This window comes from Anaerotaenia torta (assembly GCF_050433395.1).
In the GTDB taxonomy this organism is placed as follows: Bacteria; Bacillota; Clostridia; order Lachnospirales; family Lachnospiraceae; genus Mobilitalea; species Mobilitalea torta.
The window spans coordinates 67,853-92,313 of sequence record NZ_JBNPXH010000017.1 but is presented as its reverse complement, the minus strand read 5'-3'; the positions used below and the strand labels follow the sequence as shown (position 1 = coordinate 92,313).

Sequence of the window (24,461 nt, the reverse complement as noted above, 5' to 3'; positions counted from 1 at the left end):
TTCTGTTATCCTGTTATAGTTGAGAGGATGCGCTAGAAAATATTGCACAGCAGTAAAATCGCAATACCGCCCATTACAAGGCCAAACCATTGTTTTGCGGAAAGTCTCTCCCTCCAGAGGAGGATGCCCGCGGCGGCGGTCAGGATCATGGAAGCGCCGTTTAACACAGGGTATAGGATGATGGAATCCATGGTGCCTGCCAGGTACATATTAATCTGATTGCATAGGGCGATGCCGATACCGCAGACAATGGAATAGGCAACGAATTTGCATGTTTTCCCCTTGCTCAGAACAGTGATACTTTCATTAGCTGCCTTTTTATAATATACTGTAAGGCAGCAGGAGAAGAGTGCGGAGACCCCAAAGGCGATAATCAGGAATATTCCCAGTTCATTCTTGTGAATGGAGTTCTGATGCACCTTCTGCATTACACCCACGGCTCCGGAGAACAGGAAGGCTCCCAGGCAGAAGAGCAGCCAGCGCAGGGATGCTCCGGAGCTGCGGTTTTTGTTATCAACCGCACAGACAAAGGAAGTAACCATCAGTACGATGCCTGCAATCTGCCATGGAGATACGGTTTCCTTGTACAGTGCCATACCGGAGAGTGCCGGAATGACCATGGCACAGGAAACAATTACATTTGTGTAGGATAAGGGGCCGCTTTCCAGTGCTTTCATATTTAAAATGGCGCAGAATGCGGTACTTAGGCCAAAGACAATACCTAATAATACGGTGTACATGGAAGGAACGGAAAGGGCGGAGGTAACAGCGCATATTACAGTCAGAGCTGCCATGGAAACCAGGCTGGAGACCGCGTTAAATGCATTCAAGTCAGAATTGCTTTTAACCTCCTTTTTACAGAATTCGTTGCGGACGATTCCGTAGGAAATCAGATTCATGGTAATGGATATGGTTAATAATAGAGCATTCATTTGTGTTATCCTCTTTCATAAAAATAAATAATGCCGGAACGTTTTTGAAGCTCAAAGGCAACACCCTTTTTGAGCTCGGCACCGGTATGGCGGATGGAGGAATGATCCTCGCTGCTGGTCAGGATATAGCATTGGTCATCCTTAAGGGCTTGCAGGCGGGCATGATAAATGGTTTCCGGATTCTGGTTGTTGCTCATCATCAGCAGAAGCCCTTTTTGCGTATCCGGGTTATGGAACTGCAGGGCAAAAAAGTCTTTTGAGGACTTGCGGCACTCTGTCAGGGGATAGTAATCCGAATCGACCATGATTTCGGCGGCCCTGCGCCAGATAGGAAGCATGGTGCGTGCCAGTTCAAAGCCCTCGGGATCCGCATCGTGTTCGGTGGTATCGGTAAGCGCGGGAGCCATAGCCGCATAATAGGAGTATTTATCCGGAGCATGAGCCGGACCGTTGTAAACGCTGTCACCGTAGGAGCCGGTTGCCGGATCGTCCCAGTTGGAATTATGCGCTCTAAAATAAGGAAGCCAGGCAAACATCTGTTGATGCTGTTTCTGTTTGATGGGATGATTGCCATAACCCACATCCGTATAATGAAGCGGAACGGCCCTCCGCATGGATTCCAGATCGTTGCGTCTGCCGCCGGAAGCGCAGGAATCAATCCAGAGACCGGGATTGCGCATCAGAAGAGTATCCCAGAGTCTTAAATAGCCCTGGACATGCAGGTTCTCTATGGCTCCGATCCGATCCCCGGCCTCAAAGAATTCCCAGCAGGGAGCCGGATCACAGTTGAAATCCTGGCGGTAGATTTTGACGTGGCTTTCTTTGATGTTTTTATCAATTATTTCGATTGCCGCGTCGCAGCATTCCGGAATTCCCAGATCCAGCAGACTGTCATAGCAGTCGCTACCGTCATTTCGCTTCAGCCGGAGCAGCCATTCCGGATGTTCGTTGAAGAGATCGGTTCCGTCAATGATGCGTTCCGGCTCAAACCAGAGAAGAAAACGGATATTGTCCTCCTCACATTTCTGGCCGATGGGTTTAAGCCCATTGGGAAAGCGCTTGGGATCGGGATACCAGGAGCCGGTGGTGGTCCATACCTCATCGCAGGGATACCATCCGGCATCCATCCACCAGATATCGGGATGCAGACCATGCTTCAGATAGTTGTCAATTCCCTGCAGTTGGTTTTCTTCTGTTGCAGTGGTATGTACGCCGTTATGATCCAGTACATGAAGACAATACTTGGGAGGAATAGGCCGGCCCTCCTCCCGGGGGATAATGTGAGCAAAATACCAGCGCCGCCACATATTTATTCCGCGGGTTTCATCACCGGTAAAGGCCAGAAAATTGACCCTTGGGGTACGCATGGTCTCACCGGGATGGATCACCATGCGGCATCTGCTCTGCCCTATGGAAACTTTTACGCCCTTTTCATCAGGAGAAAATGCGGCCTTCCATGGTGCGGGCCAGCCGATGCCGATATTGACACCCCAGCCTTCAAACATCAGGCGCATATAGGGGAACGCTCCCTTGCAGGCAGTTCCGTCGGCAGGAGTCTTCTCCAGGGTTCTGTCCACCGGATCACGGAACCATTGGTAGCCCTCCGCGTCCACGGTATCGCCGTTGCCGTGAATCAGCAGTCCGCGGCCGCCCTCTATGACGCCGTCGATGATTTTAATATCGGAAAGAATTCCGGTATCCGTACTGCCGTGGTTGGTAAAATATGCGACAAATTCTGTGGCGGAATAGTCACAGTACTCCAGATATTCCACGCGGATTTCCAGGCCGTCCTGGTTGCGGCCGCATATCGTATATTGAAAAATATTGGCGTCAACGATGTGAAAGGTGGTCTCGGGAGCAAATTCGTCGGGGATTCCCTGTATGAGACATCCGTTATAACGGAAGGACAGGGGCAGAGATTCCGGAACTGTGAACCGGAACAGCCTGTTTTTTAACTGCATGTCAGCTGCGGTAACAATGCTTTTCATAATCTTTCCTCCTTTATATATGAAGCTGCGGCTTGTGTTTCAAACGTAGCATGGACGAATTGCCATGTCAAGGGAAACTTGGCATAAAAGTAATAAAATATTATTAATTAAAATAAAATGGTAAACATAAAAACTTTTACTAAGAATAAATTATAATAATATAGCGAAATACTTTGCAATAAATTTGAATAAGTAAAGATACTTGACCATCGAGGAAAATAGTGATACTTTAATGATATAGATTAAATTGTTTGTAAAACAAATCGGAAAGGGGAGTAGCAATGAGAAAGCATCTAATTAACAGTAGGAAACCATCCTTTAAAGCCAATCTGCATTGTCACAGTAATATATCGGATGGGCTGCTGTCTCCGGAGGAATTAAAAAAAGCCTATAAGGCGAAAGGCTATTCTGTTTTATCTATCACCGACCATGAGGTTTTGATCGCTCATCCGGAATTGAATGAGGATGGCTTCCTGGCCTTGCCGGGATATGAAATGAGTATTGATCAGCCGGGGCCGGGACCTTTTTACAAGACCTGTCATATGAACTTATTCCCGAAGAAGAAAGGACATCTGACACAGGTATGCTTTCATGAAAAATATGTATTTGGCGAAGCGAGAAATCACCTGGATAAAATCAAATGGAGCGGGGAGCCGATGGAGAGAACCTACTCCCCGGCCTGTATTAATGAAATTATTAGGATGGCCGGTGAGCAAGGCTTCCTCGTATCCTACAATCATCCCACCTGGTCACAGGAGTGTTACAACGATTACATAAATTATGAAGGCTTTTTTGCAATGGAGGTATACAACACTTCCTGCAGAATCTGTGTGCCGGAAAATAATATCCGGGTGTACCGGGAAATGGCACAGGCAGGGAAACGGCTGTATTGTATCGCAACAGACGACAACCATAATTACGACGGACTGGAACACTATAAAAATGATTCCTTTGGCGGATTCACCATGATTTCTGCGGAGAGTTTAACCCATGAGGCGGTTACGGCGGCATTGGAACGGGGAGATTGTTACGCATCTGCCGGGCCGCTGATCCATGATTTGTATATTGAGGAGGGAAAAGTATATGTATCCTGTTCTCCGGCAAAAGCCGTCTATATTTATGACGCGGGAAGAGCGGGAGACTGTATCATTGCCCGGAAAGTCGGAACCATTACAGAGGCTGTTTTTTGGCTTCCCACAGCGGATAAGAAATTCTTCATAATTGAAGTTGTAGATGAAGAAGGCAATCAGGCATATACGCGGGCGTACTTTGCGGATGAGTGGGAAAATAAAACCTTTTAGCACAAGGGGGGAACCTTTGAATTGAAAATAATACAATTGCACAACACCACAAGCTCACAAATGATGGGCTATCTGCTGATTACAAGGAATGGAAAGGTCATCGCCGTAGACGGCGGGACAAAGGGCGATGCAGGGGAATTTAAACAATTCGTATACCGCCATGGCGGCCATATTGACCTGTGGCTTCTAACGCATCCTCACAGTGACCATGTGGGTGTGTTCTGGGAACTGGTTGAGCACCCTGCGGATATTACGGCGGACTGTGTTTGCTACAGTCCGGCGGAGGAAGATTTTATCGCAGTTGACGGGGAGTTTCGGAAGGATATCCCTTATTTCAGGGATATCCTGAAGCGTTCCCAATATTCCATGAGGGTGCTGAAGGAAAATGATACGTTCCGCATGGATAATCTGACCATAGAAATATTGCGTGTCGTTAATCCGGCAGTGAAAAAGGATTATATCAACAATCTTTCCGTGGTTTTTAAGGTTACGGAGGAGATCTCCGGGATACGAAGCTTTACCATGATGTTTCTGGGAGATCTGGGTGAAACCGGAGGCGAGGAGCTGTTGGAAGCATATGCTGGCAAATCGTCTGTTCTAAAAGCGGACGCGGTGCAAATGGCGCATCACGGACAGTGTGGTGTCGGGTTGCCGGTGTATCAGGCGATTGCCCCAAAATGGGCTTTTTGGCCAACGCCCGATTGGCTCTGGAGCAATACCCCGGAGGGCGGCGCTCCGGGCACGGGCCCTTGGAAGACCCTGGAGGTCCGAGGCTGGATGAAGGAGCTGGGCGCGACACCGGTTACCTGCTTAGAAAACCATGTGGAATTTGAGAGTGACGAGTGCGGTACAGTATGCAGAGGTATGGTAAAGGCATAAGGATGCCATGGCAGGCAATGAAATACCATAAGATTGGGAGGCGGCATAAAGATGTTGAAGGATAAGGTACAGGAACAAATGGACCGGGCGGTGGAGGCGGGCGATAATGCAGGCTGCAGCCTGCTGGTGCTGAAAGAGGGCGAGGAAGTCCTTTACTGTCAGTCGGGTTATGCGGACATAGAACAAGAGAGGAAGATAGAAAGAGATACCATCTTCCGAATATTTTCCATGACAAAGCCGGTTACGGCAGCAGCTGTAATGATGCTTGCGGAAGAAGGGAAACTGAGTTTGCTGGAACCGGTCAGCGCATATCTGCCGGGATTTAAGAATCAGAAGGTGGTAAAGGGAGGGACCTTGGTTTCTGCCGAACATGAGATGTTTATCCGGGATCTCATGAATATGACAGGGGGATTGGTGTACCCGGATGATGCTACGGTACCCGGCAGGGCAACGGGGAAGGTCTATGAGTCAATCGAAAAAGATGGGGTTTCCACCTTGGATGCCGCAAACCGGTTCGGACAATGCCCGCTTCTGTTCCAGCCGGGAGCGGAGTGGCGGTACGGCGTTTCTGCGGATGTGCTGGGAGCTGTTGTAGAGGTGGTTTCCGGAATGAAATATGGAGATTTTCTAAAGGAAAGGATATTTGACCCTTTGGGCATGAAGGATACCGCTTTTTATGTGCCGCAGGAGAAACAGGCAAGGCTGGCAAAAACATACTCTCTGACGGAGGAGGGGCGGCCCATGGAAGAAACCGGAGGACTTCTTGCAATTCCTGCAAGGATGGAGAAGGAGCCGGCTTTTGAATCGGGAGGAGCAGGTCTTGGCTCTACTGCGGATGATTATGCGCGTTTTGGAGCTATGCTGATCCATGGAGGAACTGTAAACGGACATCAGCTTCTTCGCCCCAGAACAGTGGACTTTTTAACGAAGAGCAGTCTGACGGAGAGGCAGCAGAAAGATTTTACAAGGATGATTTTGAATAATCCGGGATACACCTATGGAAATCTTATGAGAGTGTTGAAGTACCGTCCATGCTCCGGATGTATGGCTTCTCCGGGAGAGTACGGATGGGGCGGCGCCCTGGGAACAGGCTTTGGCAATTCACCGAAGGAAAAAATTACGATGGTTTATATGATGCAAAGAATGAAGGGCGGAAAGGTCGATCTGTTCCTTCGATTATATAATATGATTATGAGTGAGCTTGGCGGCCCCATAGAGTAAAAGCGGATTAATTGGCGGTGCCGGATTTTAATGACATTTTAGACATTTTATGGTATAATGTTGAAAATATTATAAATGACTGAAATAGCATACGGCAGAAACATATTATTTAGGAAAACATATGAATTTAAGGAGAAATCAAATGAGCAGCCAGCATGGTACCAACCTTACCAGCATTAAAGAAAATAACAGAGCGCTTGCCCTGCAGCTTATTGCGACAGAGCAATCTGTTTCCCGTGTTGATTTGGCCCGGAAGATGCATCTGACCAAAACAACCCTGGGTAATATTGTTTCAGAATTGATCGAGAAAGAAATCATTAATGAGTATGGCGGTCAGGAAAAGACGGCAGAGCTATCCCTTGGACGCCGTCCCATTACCTTGGATTTATCACCGGCCTCCCCTCTTATCGCAGGAATGCTGATTAAAAGAAATCTGCTTACGGTAATCCTTGCTGATTTAAAGGGGAATATTAAAGAACAGGCAAATTATGAATACAGCACACTGGACAGGGATCTGCTGGTGAATGAACTGATTACCATGTATGAGGAGCTTTCTGCGGGACAATCAAGGAAGATTGTTGCCATTGGCATATCCTCCATCGGTCCTGTTGATACGGTAAAACAAATGATTCTGTCACCGGCAAATTTCTGGGGCATTCATGATCTGCCTATCGGTTCCATTATCAGCGAAAAAACAGGTCTGCCGACCTTCCTGATCCATGACTGCAGTGCCGGTGCTTTGGCGGAAAAGCTTTACGGAAATAAAATGAATTCATACAGTAATATGCTTTACCTTCATATTATGAATGGTATTGGTGTTGGCTATATCTTATACGGAAAGGTTTATGACGGGGATTCCGGCCAGAGCGGTCAACTGGGGCATATGTCCATCCATCTGGACGGTCCAAAGTGTAATTGCGGCAACACCGGGTGTCTGGAATTGTATGCGAACATTGAAAAGATGAATGAAAAGATCCGCGCGCTGCGTGAAACCTACCCATTATCTTCGAGTCTTCCTGCAAAGCCGTATTATACATGGGAAGATATTATTGGCGCTGCCGCTTCCTCTGATTTTCTTGCGTTATCAGCCTTAGACGATTTCTGCACCTACCTGGTCCGCGCGCTTCGCAACACTTTAAATCTTCTGGATATTCACAATATTATTGTGGGTTACAATGCGCCCTGCCGAACCGCTATATTGGAGGATGTGCTTAGCTCCAAATTAAATGCCCGAATTCATGATACGTTCACGCATCCCATCGTAATTGAGAAATCCACCTTCAGCGGCGATGCCCCTCTGATTGGTTCTATTGCTGTTGTGGCGAATAAAATTTTTAACGGCAGCTTGAATATATTTTAGTAAGAAATCATATAAACTGCAGGTTTTTCAGGATAAGAACCCACAGAAACAGAGTGAGGATGCTGATCATTGTGGTAAGAACCACAATCTGGCCGGCCAGTTCGCCGTCGGCCCCTGTTTCTACCGCCATGGTAAAGGAGGATACGGCCGTAGGTGCGGCAATAGCCCCGATCAGAGCTACAATAGCTTCTCCCCGGTAGCCTAATAAAATAGAAGGTATTATAACCGCCAGGGGGAATAGAACCAGTTTACCCAGGACGGTAGGGATCAGATATTTTAAATTGCCGGAGAGCCTGTTGAACTGAAAGCTTCCTCCGAGGACGACAAAGGCGAGGGGAGTGGCTGCCTTGGACATAGCCGACACAGGCTCCAGAACCAGGGCAGGAAGCTGGATTTTAAGAAACAGCAGGGCAAGAGCCAGGACAGAAGCTATGATCAAAGGATTCCGGAAAATACTCGTCAGAACCTTTCTGTAATTGACGGTATTACCGCGGTAATATTCCAGGACAATGACAGCCAGTGCATTGAACAAAGGCACTGTAAAGGCGGCCAGCAGGGATACGGTCCCGGTCCGGTCCGCGCCGTAGACAGATACGGTGATGGGTATTCCAAAGAGAACCAGATTGCTTCGGAATACCCCCTGTATCATGACACTGCATTTCTTCCTGTCCTTAACAAAAACAGGATAGAGCAGATGCATCAGAAGAGTAATCAGGAGAATACCGGAAAAGGTCATTAGCAGGAGCCTTCCGTTTCCCGGATTTAAGGCTTCCTCCGGTTTAAGGGAATAGATATTCAAAAAGAGCAGCATGGGAAGAAACACACGAAAGACCAGCTTGTTCATTGTGTTCAGCGAATGGTCGTCCGTGATGTTTCTCTGCCGCAGGAAATAGCCGATGGACATTTGCAGGAGCAGAGGAAAGACAACGCGAAAGGACAGGATTATATTATTCAAGAGTTTCAGCTTCCTTTTCATGTGTAATGCAGATATTTTAGCATAAAAGGAGGAGAAATTCCATACAAGTTTTGGACGGAGAAAAAGATCAGAAAGGAGAGATAAATTAATGTTCCGGTAACATGGCACGAATGCCTGGATTCTGAATAAACTGTAATGAGATCAGATTATAGCAATTCTCTACGTTTATAAGGAGGTTACCATGAATAGTAATTACAGGAGGGAGGCACAAGTTCAGGCAGGAATTCCCTACGACGACATAACCTGGTATGACGTTGTGGGTCAACCCTTCGGAACGGCCTCCCATTTTAATGCAATTGTATTCGGAGATGCCAATAATATTGTAGATACGCAGGGTGCCATGGCTGTCGGCGGAAATTTTGTAAGTCCGAGAGGACTCAGCCTGGGATACGGCACCGACGGAAAGCTGACCGGAACGGGATACAGCCCGGATCTCGTAAGATTTCTGGCAGGCGGAGATGTGGCAATGCAGGGGCCGTTGGTAGTGATCGGCCACGTGGTTGGAGGAGGCAATTTCAGAGCCGCCAACGGAAGCACATATATGATAGGAAAGGATGGAAGCGCCAATCAGGCACAGCAGCTGGCGGAGCTGTACAGGGCTGACAATGGAAGCCGGTATTGGAGGGTGAGCGACAGGGATAACCACTATGTGGTTTCCAGCTATGATGTGCCCAGATACATTCCGGCATCCAGAGTTAGCGCAGATGTCCGGGGCTTCTTCAATGATGCGGAGGAAAGCATTCGCAATTTCCATTCCTGCATTGTTAATCTGCAGCCCAACGGAACCTCAACCCTGCATTATCATGAATGGATTCTGAGAGGAACGGATCCTCAGCAGAATGTATTTGTGATTGATGCGCGCCCCAACGGAATACTCAATAAGGAGATACGCTTTGAGATACCGGAAGGAAGCCGTGCCATCGTAATTCTCCGCACCGGAAGCAACGCGCATCTGCAGTATGGTCTGTGGGGAGACCGGAATCTGACAGAGCGCACCCTGTATGTGTTTGAGGATGCAAGGAACATCTTTATGGAGGTTCCGGCAGCGATCTGGGGCAGTATTCTTGCTCCCCAGGCAATGTTCCATGCGCACCAGACAGGAGGAACCGTCAGCGGTAATGCTGCATTGGGAGGCTTTGCTGTAAATCCGTCCAGCGGATTTGAGTTTCATCTTCATCCCTTTATCGGAGGAGTAGTATGCGGGGAAGTAGCACCTCAGCCCCAGCCGCAGCCACAACCACAACCACAACCGCAACCGCAACCGCAGCCACAACCACAACCACAACCGCAACCGCAGCCGCAGCCACAACCGCAGCCGCAACCGCAGCCGCAACCCCAGCCTCAACCCCAGCCTCAACCCCAACCGCAGCCCCAGCCGCAGCCACAGCCGCAACCGCAGCCGCAGCCACAGCCGCAGCCGCAGCCGCAACCGCAGCCGCAGCCGCAACCGAGGCCCCAGCCACAACCGCAGCCGCAACCGAGGCCGCAGCCCCAGCCGAGGCCGCAGCCCCAGCCGAGGCCCCAGCCGCAACCGCAGCCGCAACCGAGGCCCCAGCCACAACCGCAGCCGCAACCAAGGCCCCAACCTCAGCCGCAGCCAAGACCCCAGCCGATGCCTCAACCCCGGCCGATCTGTCCGCCCTGTGAAGAGTGCCCTCCGCCTGTGGTTCCCCAGCCTTGTCCGGTATGCCCGACTTGTCCCACCTGTCCCACTTGCCCTACCTGTCCCGAATATACCCCTTGTCCCGACTGCCCGGTCTGCGAGGAGTGTCCTCCTCAGGAGACCAGAGTCATTATAGAGCCGGTACCCTTCCCTGTTCCGATTCAAATGCCGGAAACCGAATGCATCTGCAACTGCAAGGTAGAAGAGGGTGTTGTCTTCGGATGTATCTGGGGCTGCAGCCGCTGTCATAACCACGATTGGGAGGTAAATCTTTATAAAGTATGTGACAACAGCAGAGAATTGCTATGCTGTGAAACAATTTGCTGCTGCGGATGCTTTGAGTTCAAGGTGCCCTATGAAGATTACTATCTGTTAGAGGTCTGTCCCATAGGAAGGAATTCGAATAACGTTACCTGTAAACCGATGCTTACCTTAAGAAATGTCGGCGTTATGAGCCTGATGCTGGAATAAACGAATACTTCCTATTGATTTGGTGAAAGAAAATAATTATAATAAATACCAAATACAATAGGAAAGGAAGTATTCCAATGGCAAAGGTTTATCTATTTTTAGCGGACGGTTTTGAGGAAATAGAAGGCTTGACGGTGGTTGACCTGCTTCGCAGGGCTGAGATAGAAACAGTGATGGTATCTGTTACCGGCAATATCCAGGTGGCAGGAGCCCATCAGATCACCGTCACAGCCGATGCTTTATTTGAGGAGACCGATTATTCGGATGCCGGGCTGTTGGTACTGCCCGGAGGAATGCCGGGAACCATTCATCTTCTGAAGCATGAGGGGCTGGACCGTCTGCTGCGGAAGGCTGCTTCCGAAGGCACACGGCTGGCGGCAATCTGCGCCGCTCCCAGAGTCCTTGGACAAAAAGGCCTGCTCCGGGGCAGAAAGGCAACCTGTTATCCGGGAAATGAGGAATTTCTGGAGGGCGCCCAAATCATTTCGTCCCCGGTGGTATGCGACGGAAATATCACGACCTCCAAAGGAATGGGTACGGCAATCGATTTTTCTCTATCGCTGATCAGAACCCTGAAAGGGGAGGAGGAAGCATCCCGTATTGCGGGATCCATTCAATACCCGCATTACAACGGGGTCTGATAAGGAAGCACCTTCTTGCGGAGATAGAAGAGGCAGACCAGGTTGGGCAGCGCCATAAATGCATTGACCAGATCGGTAAGCTCCCATACCAGCTCCAACGACATGACGGAGCCGACGAAAATCATAACAATATAGCAGATGCGGTAGGTACCTATTCCGGATTTTCCGAATAGATATTCTACCGCCTTTTCACCGAAATAAGACCATCCGATCAGCGTCGCCACAGCAAAGGCCACCAAAGACAGGCCCAGGATCACACTTCCGAAGGGGACGGCATCAAAGGCCGCGGTGGTCAGCTCGGTAAAGGAATAGCCCTCCAGGGAGGATGGATTCCGCAGCAGATTAGCCACAATGACCAGTCCGGTGACGGCACAGATCACAACAGTATCCCAGAAGGTGGCACTCATGGAAATCAAGGCCTGTCTGGAGGGACTGGAGGTCTGCGCTCCGGCAGCAGCGATGGCGGCTGTGCCCAGCCCGGCCTCGTTGGTAAACAATCCGCGGGCAATGCCGTATCTGGCGGCGGTCTTAATGGTACTTCCGATAAAGCCTCCGGCAACCGCGGCAGGCAGGCTGGCAGGAAGGAATGCGCTCTGCAGGATCAGCTTTATTGCCGGCAGCAGATAGGGGAAGTTAAGGATCATCAGAATGCAGCAGCTCAGAATATAGAAAATTCCCATGGCAGGAACCAGTCTGCTGCAAATCCTTCCGATGGATTTGATTCCGCCGACGATGACCAGACCCACGATGAGCGCAACAACAAAGCCGGTGATATATTCCGGCAGATTCCAAAGAGTGTGCAGGGTCTGGGTGATGGCCCTGGCCTGGGTGGAACAGCCCACACCATAGGAGGCGATCAGAGTGAAGAAGCAGAAGAGTACAGCCATCCATTTCTGCCCGAGGCCCTGTTCCAATACATACATGGGGCCTCCCAGAAAAGTGCCGTCGGAGGTTTTTCTGCGGTACAGAACGCCCAGAAAGCATTCGGCATAGGTGGTAGCCATACCCAGGAGGCCTGTAAGCCAGCACCAGAAGATGGCTCCGGGGCCTCCCAGAGCGACGGCGGTAGAGATGCCGATAATATTTCCGGTTCCGATGGTTGCCGCCAGGGTGGCGGAGAGAGCGGCAAAGCCGCTTAAATCGCCCTCTGCTCCGTGATCGGGCAGAAAGGAAAGCCGGACAGCCTTCCCGATATGCCTTTGAACACCCTTTAAGTGGATGGTGTAATAGATATGCGCACTGAAAAGGAGCACCGGCAAAGGCACACCCCAGAGAAAATTGTTGATATTTTTTATAGAATCCATTGGACCAAATCCCATACTGCAATTTTTACATGTATATGTCAAAAGAGGGAAAAGTAGTCCTGTATATCACCGGACAGCGGAGCTATGCCGGTTGGTTTGGGCCGGAAAGAAATTTTACCACCTCTTCGAAGCCCATAAAATGAGAAGCCTTGACCAGGAGGGTGTCACCTTGCTTTAACAGACCCGGCAGAGCCTTCAGCAGTTCTTCGCGGGTAGCGCAGTATACGTTACCGGCAAGAGGGATGCTGCCAGGCTGTTCCTGTGCGCCCTCATACATATTCAGGGAAAGAGCGCCGACGCAGATCAGGAGATCGATCCCGGAAGCCGCGGCATATTCACCGACCTCCCTGTGCAGAGCTTTTTCATTATCACCCAATTCCCCCATATCACCCAGTATAGCCACCTTCCTGGTGTCCGCGGTACCAAGGAGATCAAGGGCTGCTTTCATGGAGACCGGATTTGCATTATAGCAATCATCAATAATGGTCCACTGCTCCAGATGAAGAATATTGCTCCTGCCGCCAATGGGTTTTACGGAGGCAATTCCTGTAAAGATTTCCTGGATTGTCATATCCAGCAGGGAGCCGACGGCGGTTGCCGCCAGAGCATTGAATATCATATGGCCTCCCGGCAGGGGAATCTCAGCAGAAAAGGACTGGGCACCCATCCGGATCGTGCAGCTGCTGCCCCGAAGACCCTTGGCGCTGATTTCGGAAGCGGTAATATCATTATCCCGGCCCAGACCGAAACGAACCGGAGGAATTCCCTTTACTTCCGAAATGGTGGCCAGCATATCATCGTCACCATTGACGCATACCCTGCCGTTTTCGCTCATAAAATCAAAGATTTCCGTCTTGGCCTTCAGAATCCCTTCCCTGGAACCCAGGTTCTCAAGATGGCATTGGCCGATATTGGTAATAACACAGATATCCGGTCTGGCAATTTTGCTGAGACGGTGCATCTCGCCAAAATCACTGATTCCCATCTCCAATACGGCAATGTCATGGTACTCCCGGATGTTCAGGACGGTAAGGGGCAGGCCGATTTCATTATTAAAATTGCCCTCTGTCTTTAACACCCTGTATTTCTGTGACAGAACGCTGCTGATAAACTCCTTCGTGCTGGTCTTGCCTACGCTGCCGGTGATGCCTACCACCTTGATATCCAGCTGCGAGCGGTACCATGCGGCAATGCTTTTTAAGGCCTCGAAGCTGCTGTCCACCAGGATATAGGGACCCTTGGGAGAAACAGGAATTTTCTCGCAGAGGACAGCCATAGCTCCCTTTTCAAACACCTGGGGAATGAAGCTGTGGCCGTCTACCCGTTCGCCCACAGAAGCAATAAAGAGATAGTCCTTTTCTATTTTTCTGGAATCCATGGCGGCACCGGCAATCTCATATCCGGGATCATCGCCGTACAATTTCCCATTGCAGGCATTTGCTATCTGGGTCAATGTCATATTCTTCAAACCGATATCCTCCAAATCGAATCAAGATGAACAGCATAAAAACAGCGTTACTGGTACTTTTTTAGCGATATTTCAATAATTTTCTCGCACAATTCGGGAAAATCCATCCCAATTACCCTGGCTTCCTGGGGAAGCAAAGAGGTGGGTGTCATGCCGGGAAGCGTATTGGCTTCCAGACAGAAGATTTCATTGCTTTCGCTGAGCATAAAATCCATCCGGGCATAGGTCTTCAGACGGAGCGCCCGGAATACCTCCACAGCAATCTCCTGCATACGCTGTGTCAGCTCCTGGCTTAATTCTGCAGGGCAGGTCTCTATGGCGCTGCCGGACTGATATTTATTCTTATAATCATAAAAACCGGTCAAAGGTGCGATCTCAATCACCGGAAGAGCGGTGCCGTCAATCACGCCTACGGAGAATTCGCGGCCTTTGATGAATTGCTCAATAATAACCTCATTTCCGTAAGCAAACGCGTTGGACAGGGCTGCTTCCATTTCATTTGCAGAGGAGGCAATGGATACGCCCACGCTGGAGCCTCCGTTGCATACCTTTACGGCACAGGGATAGAGATTCCATTCAAAGGACTCCCCGTTTCTTACATGAATTCCCTTTGGAGTGGGAATATTATAAAAAGCAAAGAGTTCCTTGGCGATGGCTTTGTCCATGGCCAGGGCGCTGCTGGTATAATCGGTTCCGGTATAGCGGATTCCCATTAAGTCAAAAGCAGCCTGAAGCTTGCCGTCTTCGCCGTTCTCCCCGTGAAGTGCCAGGAATACGATATCGGATTGCCGGCAGATCTCGATCACGCCGGGACCGAAGAAGCCGGTATCCTCTCCTTTTCGCAGGGCTTTGATCTGAGCGATATCGGGATTGCTTTCTTTAATCGTTCCGCCGGCAGCCCAATCCTTTTCCATATCGAATATGCCGTCAGTCTCACCCTCATAGCCTAAGTATACATCCAGCAGAACCGCATTATGCCCTTTTTCCTTCAAGGCTTTGTAAATCATACTCCCCGTGGATAGGGAGACATCCCTTTCCGTACTGGTTCCGCCTGCTAATACCGCGATTTTCATAAATAAATCCTCCGTTTTGCCCATCGATAATCATTTCCAAAATAGTATAACGCAAAGAAACCGGCAAGTAAAGCGGAGAAAGTATACTTAGCACTATCATAGCAATAAACAGCACTAAACAGTGGTAAAACAAACAATAATTACCATAATAAAATTTTATTATTTGTTAACAATATGATTACAGGCAATACAAAACGAAATCACGTGCGGCAACATTACATTGAGAACAATGTATACCGAAAGGTAGGAGCCGCTGAACCTACAATCAGCTGATTTTGTACTTGGTTGCTTTGATAAAAAAAACGGAGGTGAAATTTAATATGGCAAGTAACAACACTGGATCAAACAGGGCAGAAGTCCCTCAGGCAAGAGAGGCTCTTGATCGTTTCAAAATGGAAATTGCTAACGAAATCGGTGTTCCGTTAAAGCAGGGTTATAACGGCGATTTAACAAGCAAGCAGAACGGTTCTGTAGGCGGAGAAATGGTTAGACGTATGATCAGACAGCAGGAACAGCAGATGTCCGGCCAGCAGTAATCAGTAAACTGGAATTAATCAGATAAAAAGCATCACTGTTTTATATGGCATCGCCGTTAAATCGGTGATGCTTTTTTTCTGGGGTGAAATTTTTATTTCCAAACACATAATAGTTGTGTTAAAATAAACGTGATTATTTAATGGGTGTGCCGGGTATATGCTTAAATGGAAGCATATACTTATATAAAATATAGAAAGGATTTGAAACAAATGGGAAAATATTTTGGGACGGATGGATTTCGGGGGGAAGCAAATGTTGATTTAACAGTAATGCATGCATATAAGGTAGGAAGATTCTTAGGGCATTATTACGGAAAGGATCATAAAGCTAATATTGTAATCGGAAAGGATACGCGCCGGAGCAGCTACATGTTCGAATATTCCCTGGTAGCCGGACTCACGGCCAGCGGGGCGGATGTGTATCTGCTCCATGTTACGACAACACCCAGCATCTCCTATGCGGTCCGCACGGAGGGCTTTGACTGCGGTATCATGATTTCTGCCAGCCACAATCCGTATTATGACAACGGGATTAAGGTAATTAACGGCAGCGGCTATAAGCTGGAGGCAGAGGTGGAGGAATTAATTGAGGCCTATATTGACAGCGAAACCGATGATATTCCGTTTGCCACCAAGGAGAAGATCGGAAGAACCGTGGATCATGCCATGGGAAGAAATCGTTACATAGGCTACCTGATCTCTCTGGCCACCCGGTCCTTCTCCGGCAGGAAGGTGGGGCTGGACCTGGCTAACGGTGCGGCAACCACCGTTGCAAAGGGGGTATTCGATGCCCTTGGCGCCAAGACCTATGTCATTCACAGTGAGCCGGACGGAACCAATATCAACCGGAACTGCGGCTCCACCCATATTGAGCAGCTGCAGAAATACGTAGTGGAGAACGGACTGGATGTGGGCTTTGCATATGACGGTGATGCAGACCGCTGCCTGGCAGTGGATGAAGCGGGAGCGATTATTGACGGGGATATGATTATGTACCTGTGCAGTGTATATATGAAGAAGCGCAACGATCTGAAGGATAATACGGTGGTCACCACCATTATGTCCAATATGGGACTTTATAAGGCATTGGATAACAAGGGAATCCGTTATGAAAAGACGGCGGTGGGTGACAAATACGTCTATGAAAATATGATGGCCAACGGTTATTCCATCGGGGGAGAGCAGTCGGGACATATTATTTTCAGTAAACATGCCACCACCGGGGACGGTGTCCTGACCTCCCTGAAAATTATGGAGGTTATGCTGGAGAGCAAGGCTCCCCTGTCCGAGCTGCTGAAGGAAATCACGATTTTCCCCCAGCTGACCATTAACACCAGGGTTCATGATAAGAAAGCCGTGAAAGAGGATGCGGCGGTTATGAAGGTAGTGGCCGAGGTGGAAAAGGAATTAGGAGATGACGGGCGTATCCTGGTTCGTGAAAGCGGAACGGAGCCGGTAGTTCGTGTCATGGTGGAGGCAGCTACGGATGAGATCTGCCGTACCCATGCAGAGCGGGTGGTTGATGTGATGAAGAAGCAGGGGCATGTAGTGCCTGCGTAGAGGTTTCTGGTTACAGCTCAGTCGGCGGTGCCGCAGTAATCTTTCCTTGTCAAAAAAATAAGAATAAATAAGAATAGTATTTACAGAATGAGTATGTTATAATATACTAATGTCAAAATATCTGCCGATATGGATACAGAAGCGCTTTGCGGGTATAATCAAAAAAAGGAACAGAATGGCAGACGACAGTATGATACAGCATAAGCTGGGGACTTTCCCCGGGAAATAATAACAGGGATGAAATCGTCCCCAAATACTAGGAGGATTTAAAATGAGTTTACAGGTTGAGAAATTAGAGAAGAACATGGCAAAGCTTACGATAGAGGCTTCCGTTGAAGAGTTTGAAGCTGCAATAGAGAAGGCTTACCATAAGAATAAGGGCAAGATCAATGTCCAGGGCTTCCGTAAGGGTAAGGCACCCCGCAGCATCATTGAGAAGATGTACGGCGCGGGCATTTTCTATGAGGATGCAGCCAATGAAGTAATTCCCGGGGCATATGAGAAGGCAGCCGAGGAGAGCGGTCTTGAGATCGTATCCAGACCGGAGATCGATGTGGTTCAGATTGAGAAGGGCAAGCCCTTTATCTTCACCGCAGAGGTGGCTTTAAAGCCGGAGGTTACCTTGGGCAGCTATAAGGGCATCGAGGTAGAGAAGAAGGAAGCAGAAGTGACCGAAGAGGAGATTATGGCTCAGATAAACAAAGAGCGTGAGCAGAACTCCAGAACCATTTCTGTGGAGGACAGACCGGTGCAGGATGGAGATATCGCAGTCATTGATTACGAAGGCTTTGTGGACGGGGTTGCATTTGAAGGCGGCAAGGGCGAGAATCATTCCCTGACCATCGGCTCCCATTCCTTTATCGACACTTTCGAAGAGCAGCTGATCGGTAAGAATGCAGGGGAAGAGGCGGAGGTCAATGTTACCTTCCCGGCAGAGTACCATGCCGCGGAGCTGGCAGGAAAGCCCGCATTATTTAAGGTTACTGTCAAGGAAATCAAAGTAAAAGAGCTTCCTGAGCTGGATGATGATTTTGCACAGGATGTATCCGAATTTGATACCTTGGATGAATATAAAGAGAATATCAAGGCTACAATTAAGGAAAACAAAGAGAAGGATCTGAAAACAGCCAGAGAAAATGAGATAGTGGATAAGATTATCGAGGGAGCGGTTATGGAGATTCCCGAGCCCATGATTGACGGCCAGGTAAGCCAGATGGCGGAGGATTTCGCACAGAGAGTACAGTACCAGGGTCTTTCCATCGAGCAGTATTTCCAGTTCACCGGAATGGATTCCAGGAAGTTCCGGGAGAGCTTACGTCCCCAGGCGCTGAAGAGAATCCAGAGCAGACTGGTGCTGGAAGCAATCGCGAAGGCAGAGCAGATCCAGGTATCCGACGAGGAACTGGAGAAGGAAATGGAGAATATGGCTTCCATGTATCAGATGGAAGCAGATAAATTAAAGGAATTAATCGGTGAGAAGGAAAAAGAGCAGATGAAGGCTGACATTGCCGTTCAGAAAGCCGTTGATCTTGTGGTTGCTGAGGCGAAGTAGTGTGAATTGTTGAAAGGTACAATTCGCATAGAAAGAATTTTAAAATGAAAACCATTGGAATTTCATTCTGAATTTCTTTCGGATTTTGCGTCGCCGCAGAACGGCGGAATGTATAAACTACAGCAATTAAAAAGGAGGATAACGATATGAGTTTAGTGCCTTATGTTATTGAACAGACCAGTCGTGGCGAGAGAAGCTACGATATTTATTCCAGATTATTAAAGGAAAGAATCATTTTCCTTGGAGAAGAAGTAAATGATGTTACCGCCAGCCTGATCGTGGCCCAGATGCTGTTTCTGGAGTCAGAGGATCCGGGCAAGGATATCAGCTTCTATATTAACAGCCCCGGCGGGTCGGTAACCGCGGGTATGGCAATCTATGACACAATGAATTACATCAAATGTGATGTTTCCACTATTTGTATCGGTATGGCGGCCAGCATGGGCGCATTCCTGTTAGCGGGAGGCACGAAGGGCAAGAGATTCGCTCTTCCCAATGCGGAGGTGATGATCCATCAGCCCTCCGGCGGAGCCAGAGGCCAGGCCACCGACATCAAGATTGTGGCGGATAACATCATCAAGACCAGGAAAAAGCTCAATGAAATCCTGGCGAAGAACACCGGAAAGCCTCTGGAGGTCATTGAGGTTGATACGGAGAGAGATTATTATATGAGTGCTGAGGAAGCGAAGGAGTACGGGATTATCGACGGTATTTTTGTGAGCAGATAATTTGGTGTCACCCGAAAGCTTTACCAGGCGGAGAGAAGAGGTGATAAAGCAGTGGCAGGAAAAGTAGAAGACAGAAAGCCGTTGAGATGTTCTTTTTGCAATAAAACACAGGACCAGGTCCGCAAGCTGATTGCAGGGCCGGGGGTCTATATCTGTGATGAGTGTATTGAGATCTGCAGCGAGATCATTGAAGAGGAATTCGATGGTGAGCCGATTGTCAACAGCGATATTAATTTATTAAAACCTACAGAAATTAAGGCATTTCTGGATCAGCATGCCATAGGACAGGATGAAGCCAAGAAAGTGCTTGCTGTTTCTGTATATAATCATTATAAAAGGGTGCTTGCAGAGAAGGATTTGGATGTAGAGCTGCAAAAGAGCAATATTCTTATGATCGGGCCTACCGGTTCCGGTAAGACCTATCTTGCCCAGACCCTGGCAAAATTATTGAATGTACCCTTTGCCATCGCAGACGCCACCGCATTAACCGAAGCAGGTTATGTGGGTGAGGACGTGGAAAACATCCTGTTAAAGATTATTCAGGCGGCGGATTTTGATATCGAGCGCGCGGAATATGGCATCATTTACATTGATGAGATAGATAAGATTACAAGAAAATCAGAGAATACCTCCATTACCAGAGATGTATCCGGTGAGGGAGTACAGCAGGCATTGCTAAAGATTCTGGAAGGCACCGTAGCTTCGGTTCCTCCCCAGGGCGGCAGGAAGCATCCCCACCAGGAATTCATCCAGATTGACACTACCAATATATTGTTCATCTGCGGCGGAGCCTTTGACGGGCTGGAGAAAATCATTGAGGGACGCATCGGACAGAAGTCCATCGGCTTCAATGCACAGATTGCCGAGAAGGAAAAGAGGAATGTGGGTGAGCTGTTCCGTCAGGTAATGCCCCAGGATTTGATTAAATTCGGTCTGATTCCGGAGTTCGTAGGGCGTGTTCCCGTTACGGTGGCTCTGGATATGCTGGATGAGGCGGCGCTGATTCAGATTCTTACCCAGCCCAAGAATGCAATTACGAAGCAGTACAAGAAGCTGTTCGAGCTGGATGGTGTTGAACTGGAATTTGATGAGGGCGCCCTGGAAGAGATTGCAAAGCAGTCCTTTAAGAGAAAAATTGGTGCCAGAGGATTGCGTGCCATCATAGAAAAGGCGATGATGGATACCATGTACAGCATTCCCTCGGAAGCCAGAGCCGTCAAATGCATTATCACCAGGGAAGCGGTTCTTGGAACAGAGCAGCCGGTGATTGTGCTCTCAGATGATACGGTTGCAAGAAAGCCGATTGCAAAGCGCAGTTCCAAGAGAAGCCACGATGAAATAGCATAGAGTTGAAATGCCGGGAAGGCATATTATAAGGGGGCATTGCGAATTGTATTACTACATTTGCATTGTCCCCTGTTATATTTGTCGAAGGGCAGAATGGAGGTAATGAGTTGATAATAAAAAGTGTAAATCTGGAGACGGTGTGCGGAATTACAAGTGCATTGCCGGAGAATGAGATGCCGGAGGTGGCATTTGCGGGTAAATCCAATGTGGGTAAGTCCTCTCTGATCAATGCCCTTATGAATCGCAAATCCCTGGCAAGAACCTCGTCCCAGCCGGGGAAGACGCAGACAATTAATTTCTATAATATTAATGAGGCTCTTTATTACGTGGATCTGCCGGGATATGGCTATGCCAAGGTATCCGGCGTGACAAGGGAAAAGTGGGGTAAGATGATTGAGAAATATCTCAAAACCTCGAAACAGCTGAAAATGGTATTTCTGCTGCTTGACATACGGCATGAGCCTTCCGCCAATGATAAGAGTATGTACGATTGGATTGTATATCAGGGCTTTCATCCGGTGATCATAGCGACAAAGCTGGACAAGATCAACCGCAGCCAGATCCAGAAGCAGGTCAAAGTGCTTCGGGAGGGGCTCCAGGTGGTTCCGGGGACAAAGATTTTCCCTTTCTCCGCCGCATCAAAGCAGGGCCGGGAGGAGATATGGAACTGCATTGAAGAGATTTGCTTCCCTCCTCAGGAGCTTGTACAGGAGCCCGGACAGGAAGAGTAATTCCGGCGGATATCCGCGGCCTTCGGACACAAAGGCCGGCGCGGCATCTATAATAGAGCGGACATCAGATAGGCGTAAATATCGGAGCTTTTTTCCTTCCAGTTGTTGCACAGGCTGGCGGCTTCCTCCTCGGTGGGTACCAGCAGGGTCAGATCAATAATGGGCGACTCCCGCTCCACAACGCTGAGATGTGCTGCAAACTCTCCTTTCCTGACCTGATAGAAATCCGCCAGGGTGGAGACTTCTTCTTGAAGCTCATACTTGTTCTCCTGAAGATAGGTTTCGATATCCTCCTTGATTCCGGAAGAAATCATATGATCAAAGAGAAGCAGAGTTTCCTTTCCGCTGTCCGTGATCCGGTACATGGTGCTGTTCCGGATGGTCCTTGTGTCAATATAGGCATCGTCAATCAGTTCCGAGAGTGCTCTCTGAATATTAAAATAATTCGTATATTCCTTCTCCAGAATAAATGCGGTCAGCTGTGCATTCGTCAGGGGGAAGTTCACTCGGCTGAGAATGTAGAGTATCATAAGCTTATATAACATAAAGGTATCAGACTGCATGGTAGACCTCCTTAACATAATACAGGGAATGAAGTGTCAGATATCTGCGTATTTTCCCTGATAGGTATCTCTTTCCTTCATCTGGCTGTGAATCCGGTTCAGAACCAATTTCTTATTACGGCTCCAGACAGGAGACAGCAGCAGTTTGCCCGGCCCGTCTCCGGTAATGCGGTGGATCACCAAATTCTTTGGAAGACGTTCGAGGCAGCAGATAACAATGTCAACATATTCCTCCAGCGACATGGAAGGCTCCAGGCAGCCTTCCTCATAGAGCTGTCCAAGATCCGTTCCCTTTAATATATGCAGCAGCTGCAGCTTAATTCCTTGAATTGGGAGCCTGGACAGATATTCCATAGTTTTTAACATATCATGTTTTGACTCCTTTGGCAAGCCCAGAATTGTATGGACAATGACCGGAATGCCGCGGGAATGCAGAAGGTTTACGGAAGCTTCAAATACGGGAAGGGGATATCCGCGGCGTATAAAGGCGGCGGTTTCCTCATGAATGGTCTGGAGGCCCAGCTCAATCCATACCGGTTTTATCTGAGACAGTTCGGCCAGCAATTGGCAGATCTCTGTGCCGAGACAGTCCGGCCGGGTTGCGATGGATAGCAGAACAATCTCCGGCTGCAGAATGGCCTCCAGGAAAATCCCGCGCAGATATTCCACAGGCGCATAGGTGTTGGTGTAAGCCTGAAAATAAGCGATATAGCCTGCTTTCTCCGGGCCGGCGATTTTACGGGCTACCTGCTGTTTGGCCTCCCGGATCTGGTCTGTAATGCTGGAGCGGGGTGCGGCGGCATAGTCCCCCGAGCCGCCCTGGGAGCAGAAGATGCATCCCCGGTTGTCCAGGGTTCCGTCCCGGTTGGGACAGGTCATTCCCCCGTCCAGGGAAAGCTTATAAATCTTTCTTCCGTAAATCTTCTTTAATTCATAATCCAGAGAATGATATCTCTTCTGATCCCACATCATATTGGTTACCTTCTGATATTAGCCTTGACTGCGTTGCTCACCGCATCGCTCACTCTGGGGTCGAAGGGCTGGGGCATGATATTATTCTCCGTCAGCTCCTCCTCAGCCACCAGTCCGGCAATGGCCGCGGCAGCGGCCAGCTTCATTTCATCCGTAATCTGCGTGGCTCTTCCTTCCAATGCTCCGCGGAAGATACCGGGGAAGGCCACCACATTATTCACCTGGTTGGGAAAATCGGAACGTCCCGTAGCGACGATGCGGGCACCTGCTTCCTTGGCGAGATCCGGCATAATCTCAGGGGTGGGATTTGCCATGGCAAAAATAATAGAATCCTTGTTCATAGATGCCACCATGTCCCGAGTTACAATATTGGGTGCGGATACGCCGACAAACAGATCGGCACCAGCCAGGGCATCCGCCAGGGTACCGGTTTTATTTTCAAGATTCGTAACCTGGAGCATCTGCTTCTGCATCCAGTTCAGATTCTTATACTCACTGGACAGGATACCGTTGATGTCACATAAAATGAGATGCTGGAATCCGTAGGTAAGCAGGAGCTTTGATATCGCCAGTCCGGCAGAGCCTGCGCCGTTTACCACAACCTTGCAGTCCTCCTTCTGCCTTCCTGTCACCTTGAGTGCGTTGATGGCGGCAGCCAGAACGACGATGGCGGTGCCGTGCTGGTCATCATGGAATACCGGAATATCCAGCATCTCCTTTAGACGATCCTCAATCTCAAAGCATCTGGGAGCGGAGATATCCTCCAGGTTAATGCCTCCGAAGGCAGGGGCGATAGCGGCGACAGTGCGGATAATCTCCTCCGTATCCTGGGTGTCAAGGCAGATGGGAATGGCATTCACCCCGCCGAATTCCTTGAAGAGAACCGCTTTTCCCTCCATCACCGGCATTGCCGCGTGGGGGCCGATATTGCCAAGACCCAGGACGGCGCTGCCGTCGGAGACAACGGCTATGGTATTAGCCTTCATCGTATAGCGGTAGACCTCCTCCTTATCCCTGGCAATGGCCAGGCAGGGCGCCGCGACGCCGGGCGTATAAGCCAGGGAAAGATCCTCTCTGGACTTCACCGGGCATTTCGATCTGATTTCCAGCTTTCCGTTCCATTCCTCGTGCATCTTTAAAGCTTCTTCATTTCCATTCATTCTTTTATCCACCTTGTACTATTATGAGTTGTTAT

21 protein-coding genes are annotated in these 24,461 nt (G+C 49.0%); 12 read left to right on the top strand and 9 right to left on the bottom strand.

Going from position 1 to position 24,461, the window contains the following annotated elements:
* Nucleotides 1-32: 32 nt before the first annotated feature.
* Both HNQ56_RS22450 and HNQ56_RS22445 read right to left on the bottom strand, forming a co-directional pair.
* Nucleotides 33-932 (bottom strand): EamA family transporter, encoded by a 900-nt coding sequence (locus HNQ56_RS22450; protein ID WP_429150604.1) that lies wholly within the window; start codon nt 930-932, stop codon nt 33-35.
* A 5-nt stretch (nt 933-937) separates the two neighbouring features.
* Nucleotides 938-2,920, bottom strand: a complete 1,983-nt coding sequence (locus HNQ56_RS22445) for an alpha-galactosidase (protein ID WP_429150603.1) — start codon at nt 2,918-2,920, stop codon at nt 938-940.
* A gap of 281 nt (nt 2,921-3,201) precedes the next feature.
* On the opposite strand from HNQ56_RS22445, the gene HNQ56_RS22440 reads away from it, so the two are divergent.
* The 4 genes from HNQ56_RS22440 (at nt 3,202) to HNQ56_RS22425 (ending at nt 7,681) form a co-directional block, all read left to right on the top strand.
* On the top strand, nt 3,202-4,221 hold the full coding sequence (locus HNQ56_RS22440) for a PHP domain-containing protein (RefSeq protein ID WP_429150602.1): 1,020 nt from the start codon (nt 3,202-3,204) through the stop codon (nt 4,219-4,221).
* 21 nt (nt 4,222-4,242) lie between these two features.
* On the top strand, nt 4,243-5,100 hold the full coding sequence (locus HNQ56_RS22435; RefSeq protein WP_429150600.1) for a ComEC/Rec2 family competence protein: 858 nt from the start codon (nt 4,243-4,245) through the stop codon (nt 5,098-5,100).
* A gap of 51 nt (nt 5,101-5,151) precedes the next feature.
* Nucleotides 5,152-6,321, top strand: a complete 1,170-nt coding sequence (locus HNQ56_RS22430; protein ID WP_429150598.1) for a serine hydrolase domain-containing protein — start codon at nt 5,152-5,154, stop codon at nt 6,319-6,321.
* Nucleotides 6,322-6,463: 142 nt separating this feature from the next.
* Nucleotides 6,464-7,681: an ROK family protein gene (locus HNQ56_RS22425; RefSeq protein ID WP_429150597.1), complete on the top strand. Its 1,218-nt coding sequence runs from the start codon at nt 6,464-6,466 to the stop codon at nt 7,679-7,681.
* A 7-nt stretch (nt 7,682-7,688) separates the two neighbouring features.
* Here HNQ56_RS22425 and HNQ56_RS22420 read toward each other — a convergent pair whose 3' ends face one another.
* Nucleotides 7,689-8,636, bottom strand: a complete 948-nt coding sequence (locus HNQ56_RS22420) for an AEC family transporter (protein ID WP_429150595.1) — start codon at nt 8,634-8,636, stop codon at nt 7,689-7,691.
* 202 nt (nt 8,637-8,838) lie between these two features.
* On the opposite strand from HNQ56_RS22420, the gene HNQ56_RS22415 reads away from it, so the two are divergent.
* Both HNQ56_RS22415 and HNQ56_RS22410 read left to right on the top strand, forming a co-directional pair.
* A complete protein-coding gene (locus HNQ56_RS22415; RefSeq protein WP_429150594.1) occupies nt 8,839-10,791 on the top strand; it encodes a collagen-binding domain-containing protein in 1,953 nt (650 codons plus the stop codon).
* 77 nt (nt 10,792-10,868) lie between these two features.
* Nucleotides 10,869-11,432 carry a DJ-1 family glyoxalase III gene (locus tag HNQ56_RS22410; protein ID WP_429150592.1) on the top strand — a complete coding sequence of 188 codons (564 nt, stop codon included), beginning with the start codon at nt 10,869-10,871 and terminating at the stop codon, nt 11,430-11,432.
* On the opposite strand, the gene HNQ56_RS22405 is transcribed toward HNQ56_RS22410, so the two are convergent.
* The 3 genes from HNQ56_RS22405 to HNQ56_RS22395 all read right to left on the bottom strand — a co-directional run bounded on the left by HNQ56_RS22405 (nt 11,417) and on the right by HNQ56_RS22395 (nt 15,277).
* The gene (locus HNQ56_RS22405; protein ID WP_429150591.1) at nt 11,417-12,736 is read right to left on the bottom strand and encodes an alanine/glycine:cation symporter family protein; all 1,320 of its coding nucleotides are present in this window, start codon (nt 12,734-12,736) and stop codon (nt 11,417-11,419) included. The genes HNQ56_RS22410 and HNQ56_RS22405 overlap by 16 nt on opposite strands.
* A gap of 82 nt (nt 12,737-12,818) precedes the next feature.
* Nucleotides 12,819-14,204: a UDP-N-acetylmuramoyl-tripeptide--D-alanyl-D-alanine ligase gene (locus HNQ56_RS22400; RefSeq protein WP_429150589.1), complete on the bottom strand. Its 1,386-nt coding sequence runs from the start codon at nt 14,202-14,204 to the stop codon at nt 12,819-12,821.
* 47 nt (nt 14,205-14,251) lie between these two features.
* The gene (locus HNQ56_RS22395) at nt 14,252-15,277 is read right to left on the bottom strand and encodes a D-alanine--D-alanine ligase family protein (protein WP_429150587.1); all 1,026 of its coding nucleotides are present in this window, start codon (nt 15,275-15,277) and stop codon (nt 14,252-14,254) included.
* A gap of 320 nt (nt 15,278-15,597) precedes the next feature.
* Here HNQ56_RS22395 and HNQ56_RS22390 point away from each other — a divergent pair, with 320 nt between their 5' ends.
* The 6 genes from HNQ56_RS22390 to yihA all read left to right on the top strand — a co-directional run bounded on the left by HNQ56_RS22390 (nt 15,598) and on the right by yihA (nt 21,731).
* A complete protein-coding gene (locus tag HNQ56_RS22390; protein WP_429150585.1) occupies nt 15,598-15,813 on the top strand; it encodes an alpha/beta-type small acid-soluble spore protein in 216 nt (71 codons plus the stop codon).
* 210 nt (nt 15,814-16,023) lie between these two features.
* On the top strand, nt 16,024-17,373 hold the full coding sequence (glmM, locus tag HNQ56_RS22385) for a phosphoglucosamine mutase (protein WP_429150583.1): 1,350 nt from the start codon (nt 16,024-16,026) through the stop codon (nt 17,371-17,373).
* Nucleotides 17,374-17,644: 271 nt separating this feature from the next.
* Entirely contained in the window at nt 17,645-18,925 is a 1,281-nt protein-coding gene (tig, locus tag HNQ56_RS22380) for a trigger factor (protein WP_429150581.1), read from the top strand.
* 125 nt (nt 18,926-19,050) lie between these two features.
* Nucleotides 19,051-19,653, top strand: coding sequence for an ATP-dependent Clp endopeptidase proteolytic subunit ClpP (gene clpP, locus HNQ56_RS22375; RefSeq protein WP_429150639.1), 603 nt, complete (start codon nt 19,051-19,053; stop codon nt 19,651-19,653).
* Nucleotides 19,654-19,704: 51 nt separating this feature from the next.
* Nucleotides 19,705-21,000, top strand: coding sequence for an ATP-dependent Clp protease ATP-binding subunit ClpX (gene clpX / locus HNQ56_RS22370; protein ID WP_429150579.1), 1,296 nt, complete (start codon nt 19,705-19,707; stop codon nt 20,998-21,000).
* Nucleotides 21,001-21,107: 107 nt separating this feature from the next.
* Nucleotides 21,108-21,731: a ribosome biogenesis GTP-binding protein YihA/YsxC gene (yihA, locus tag HNQ56_RS22365; protein WP_429150577.1), complete on the top strand. Its 624-nt coding sequence runs from the start codon at nt 21,108-21,110 to the stop codon at nt 21,729-21,731.
* A 47-nt stretch (nt 21,732-21,778) separates the two neighbouring features.
* Here yihA and HNQ56_RS22360 read toward each other — a convergent pair whose 3' ends face one another.
* From HNQ56_RS22360 to HNQ56_RS22350, 3 genes are read right to left on the bottom strand one after another with little or no spacing between them, the layout of a single operon-like run.
* A complete protein-coding gene (locus HNQ56_RS22360; RefSeq protein WP_429150575.1) occupies nt 21,779-22,294 on the bottom strand; it encodes a DUF4364 family protein in 516 nt (171 codons plus the stop codon).
* A gap of 36 nt (nt 22,295-22,330) precedes the next feature.
* On the bottom strand, nt 22,331-23,266 hold the full coding sequence (gene mnmL / locus HNQ56_RS22355) for a tRNA modification radical SAM protein MnmL/YtqA (protein ID WP_429150574.1): 936 nt from the start codon (nt 23,264-23,266) through the stop codon (nt 22,331-22,333).
* A 5-nt stretch (nt 23,267-23,271) separates the two neighbouring features.
* Entirely contained in the window at nt 23,272-24,426 is a 1,155-nt protein-coding gene (locus tag HNQ56_RS22350) for an NAD(P)-dependent malic enzyme (protein WP_429150572.1), read from the bottom strand.
* Nucleotides 24,427-24,461 lie beyond the last annotated feature (35 nt).

Excerpts from the sequence above, each read along its gene's own strand:
- HNQ56_RS22350 (WP_429150572.1), bottom strand. The coding sequence starts at position 24,426 with ATGAATGGAAATGAAGAAGCTTTAAAGATGCACGAGGAATGGAACGGA.
- HNQ56_RS22395 (WP_429150587.1), bottom strand. The coding sequence starts at position 15,277 with ATGAAAATCGCGGTATTAGCAGGCGGAACCAGTACGGAAAGGGATGTC.
- HNQ56_RS22440 (WP_429150602.1), top strand. The coding sequence starts at position 3,202 with ATGAGAAAGCATCTAATTAACAGTAGGAAACCATCCTTTAAAGCCAAT.
- HNQ56_RS22360 (WP_429150575.1), bottom strand. The coding sequence starts at position 22,294 with ATGCAGTCTGATACCTTTATGTTATATAAGCTTATGATACTCTACATT.
- HNQ56_RS22390 (WP_429150585.1), top strand. The coding sequence starts at position 15,598 with ATGGCAAGTAACAACACTGGATCAAACAGGGCAGAAGTCCCTCAGGCA.
- HNQ56_RS22410 (WP_429150592.1), top strand. The coding sequence starts at position 10,869 with ATGGCAAAGGTTTATCTATTTTTAGCGGACGGTTTTGAGGAAATAGAA.
- mnmL (WP_429150574.1), bottom strand. The coding sequence starts at position 23,266 with ATGATGTGGGATCAGAAGAGATATCATTCTCTGGATTATGAATTAAAG.
- HNQ56_RS22445 (WP_429150603.1), bottom strand. The coding sequence starts at position 2,920 with ATGAAAAGCATTGTTACCGCAGCTGACATGCAGTTAAAAAACAGGCTG.
- HNQ56_RS22405 (WP_429150591.1), bottom strand. The coding sequence starts at position 12,736 with ATGGATTCTATAAAAAATATCAACAATTTTCTCTGGGGTGTGCCTTTG.
- HNQ56_RS22425 (WP_429150597.1), top strand. The coding sequence starts at position 6,464 with ATGAGCAGCCAGCATGGTACCAACCTTACCAGCATTAAAGAAAATAAC.
- HNQ56_RS22415 (WP_429150594.1), top strand. The coding sequence starts at position 8,839 with ATGAATAGTAATTACAGGAGGGAGGCACAAGTTCAGGCAGGAATTCCC.
- HNQ56_RS22430 (WP_429150598.1), top strand. The coding sequence starts at position 5,152 with ATGTTGAAGGATAAGGTACAGGAACAAATGGACCGGGCGGTGGAGGCG.
- tig (WP_429150581.1), top strand. The coding sequence starts at position 17,645 with ATGAGTTTACAGGTTGAGAAATTAGAGAAGAACATGGCAAAGCTTACG.
- glmM (WP_429150583.1), top strand. The coding sequence starts at position 16,024 with ATGGGAAAATATTTTGGGACGGATGGATTTCGGGGGGAAGCAAATGTT.
- HNQ56_RS22450 (WP_429150604.1), bottom strand. The coding sequence starts at position 932 with ATGAATGCTCTATTATTAACCATATCCATTACCATGAATCTGATTTCC.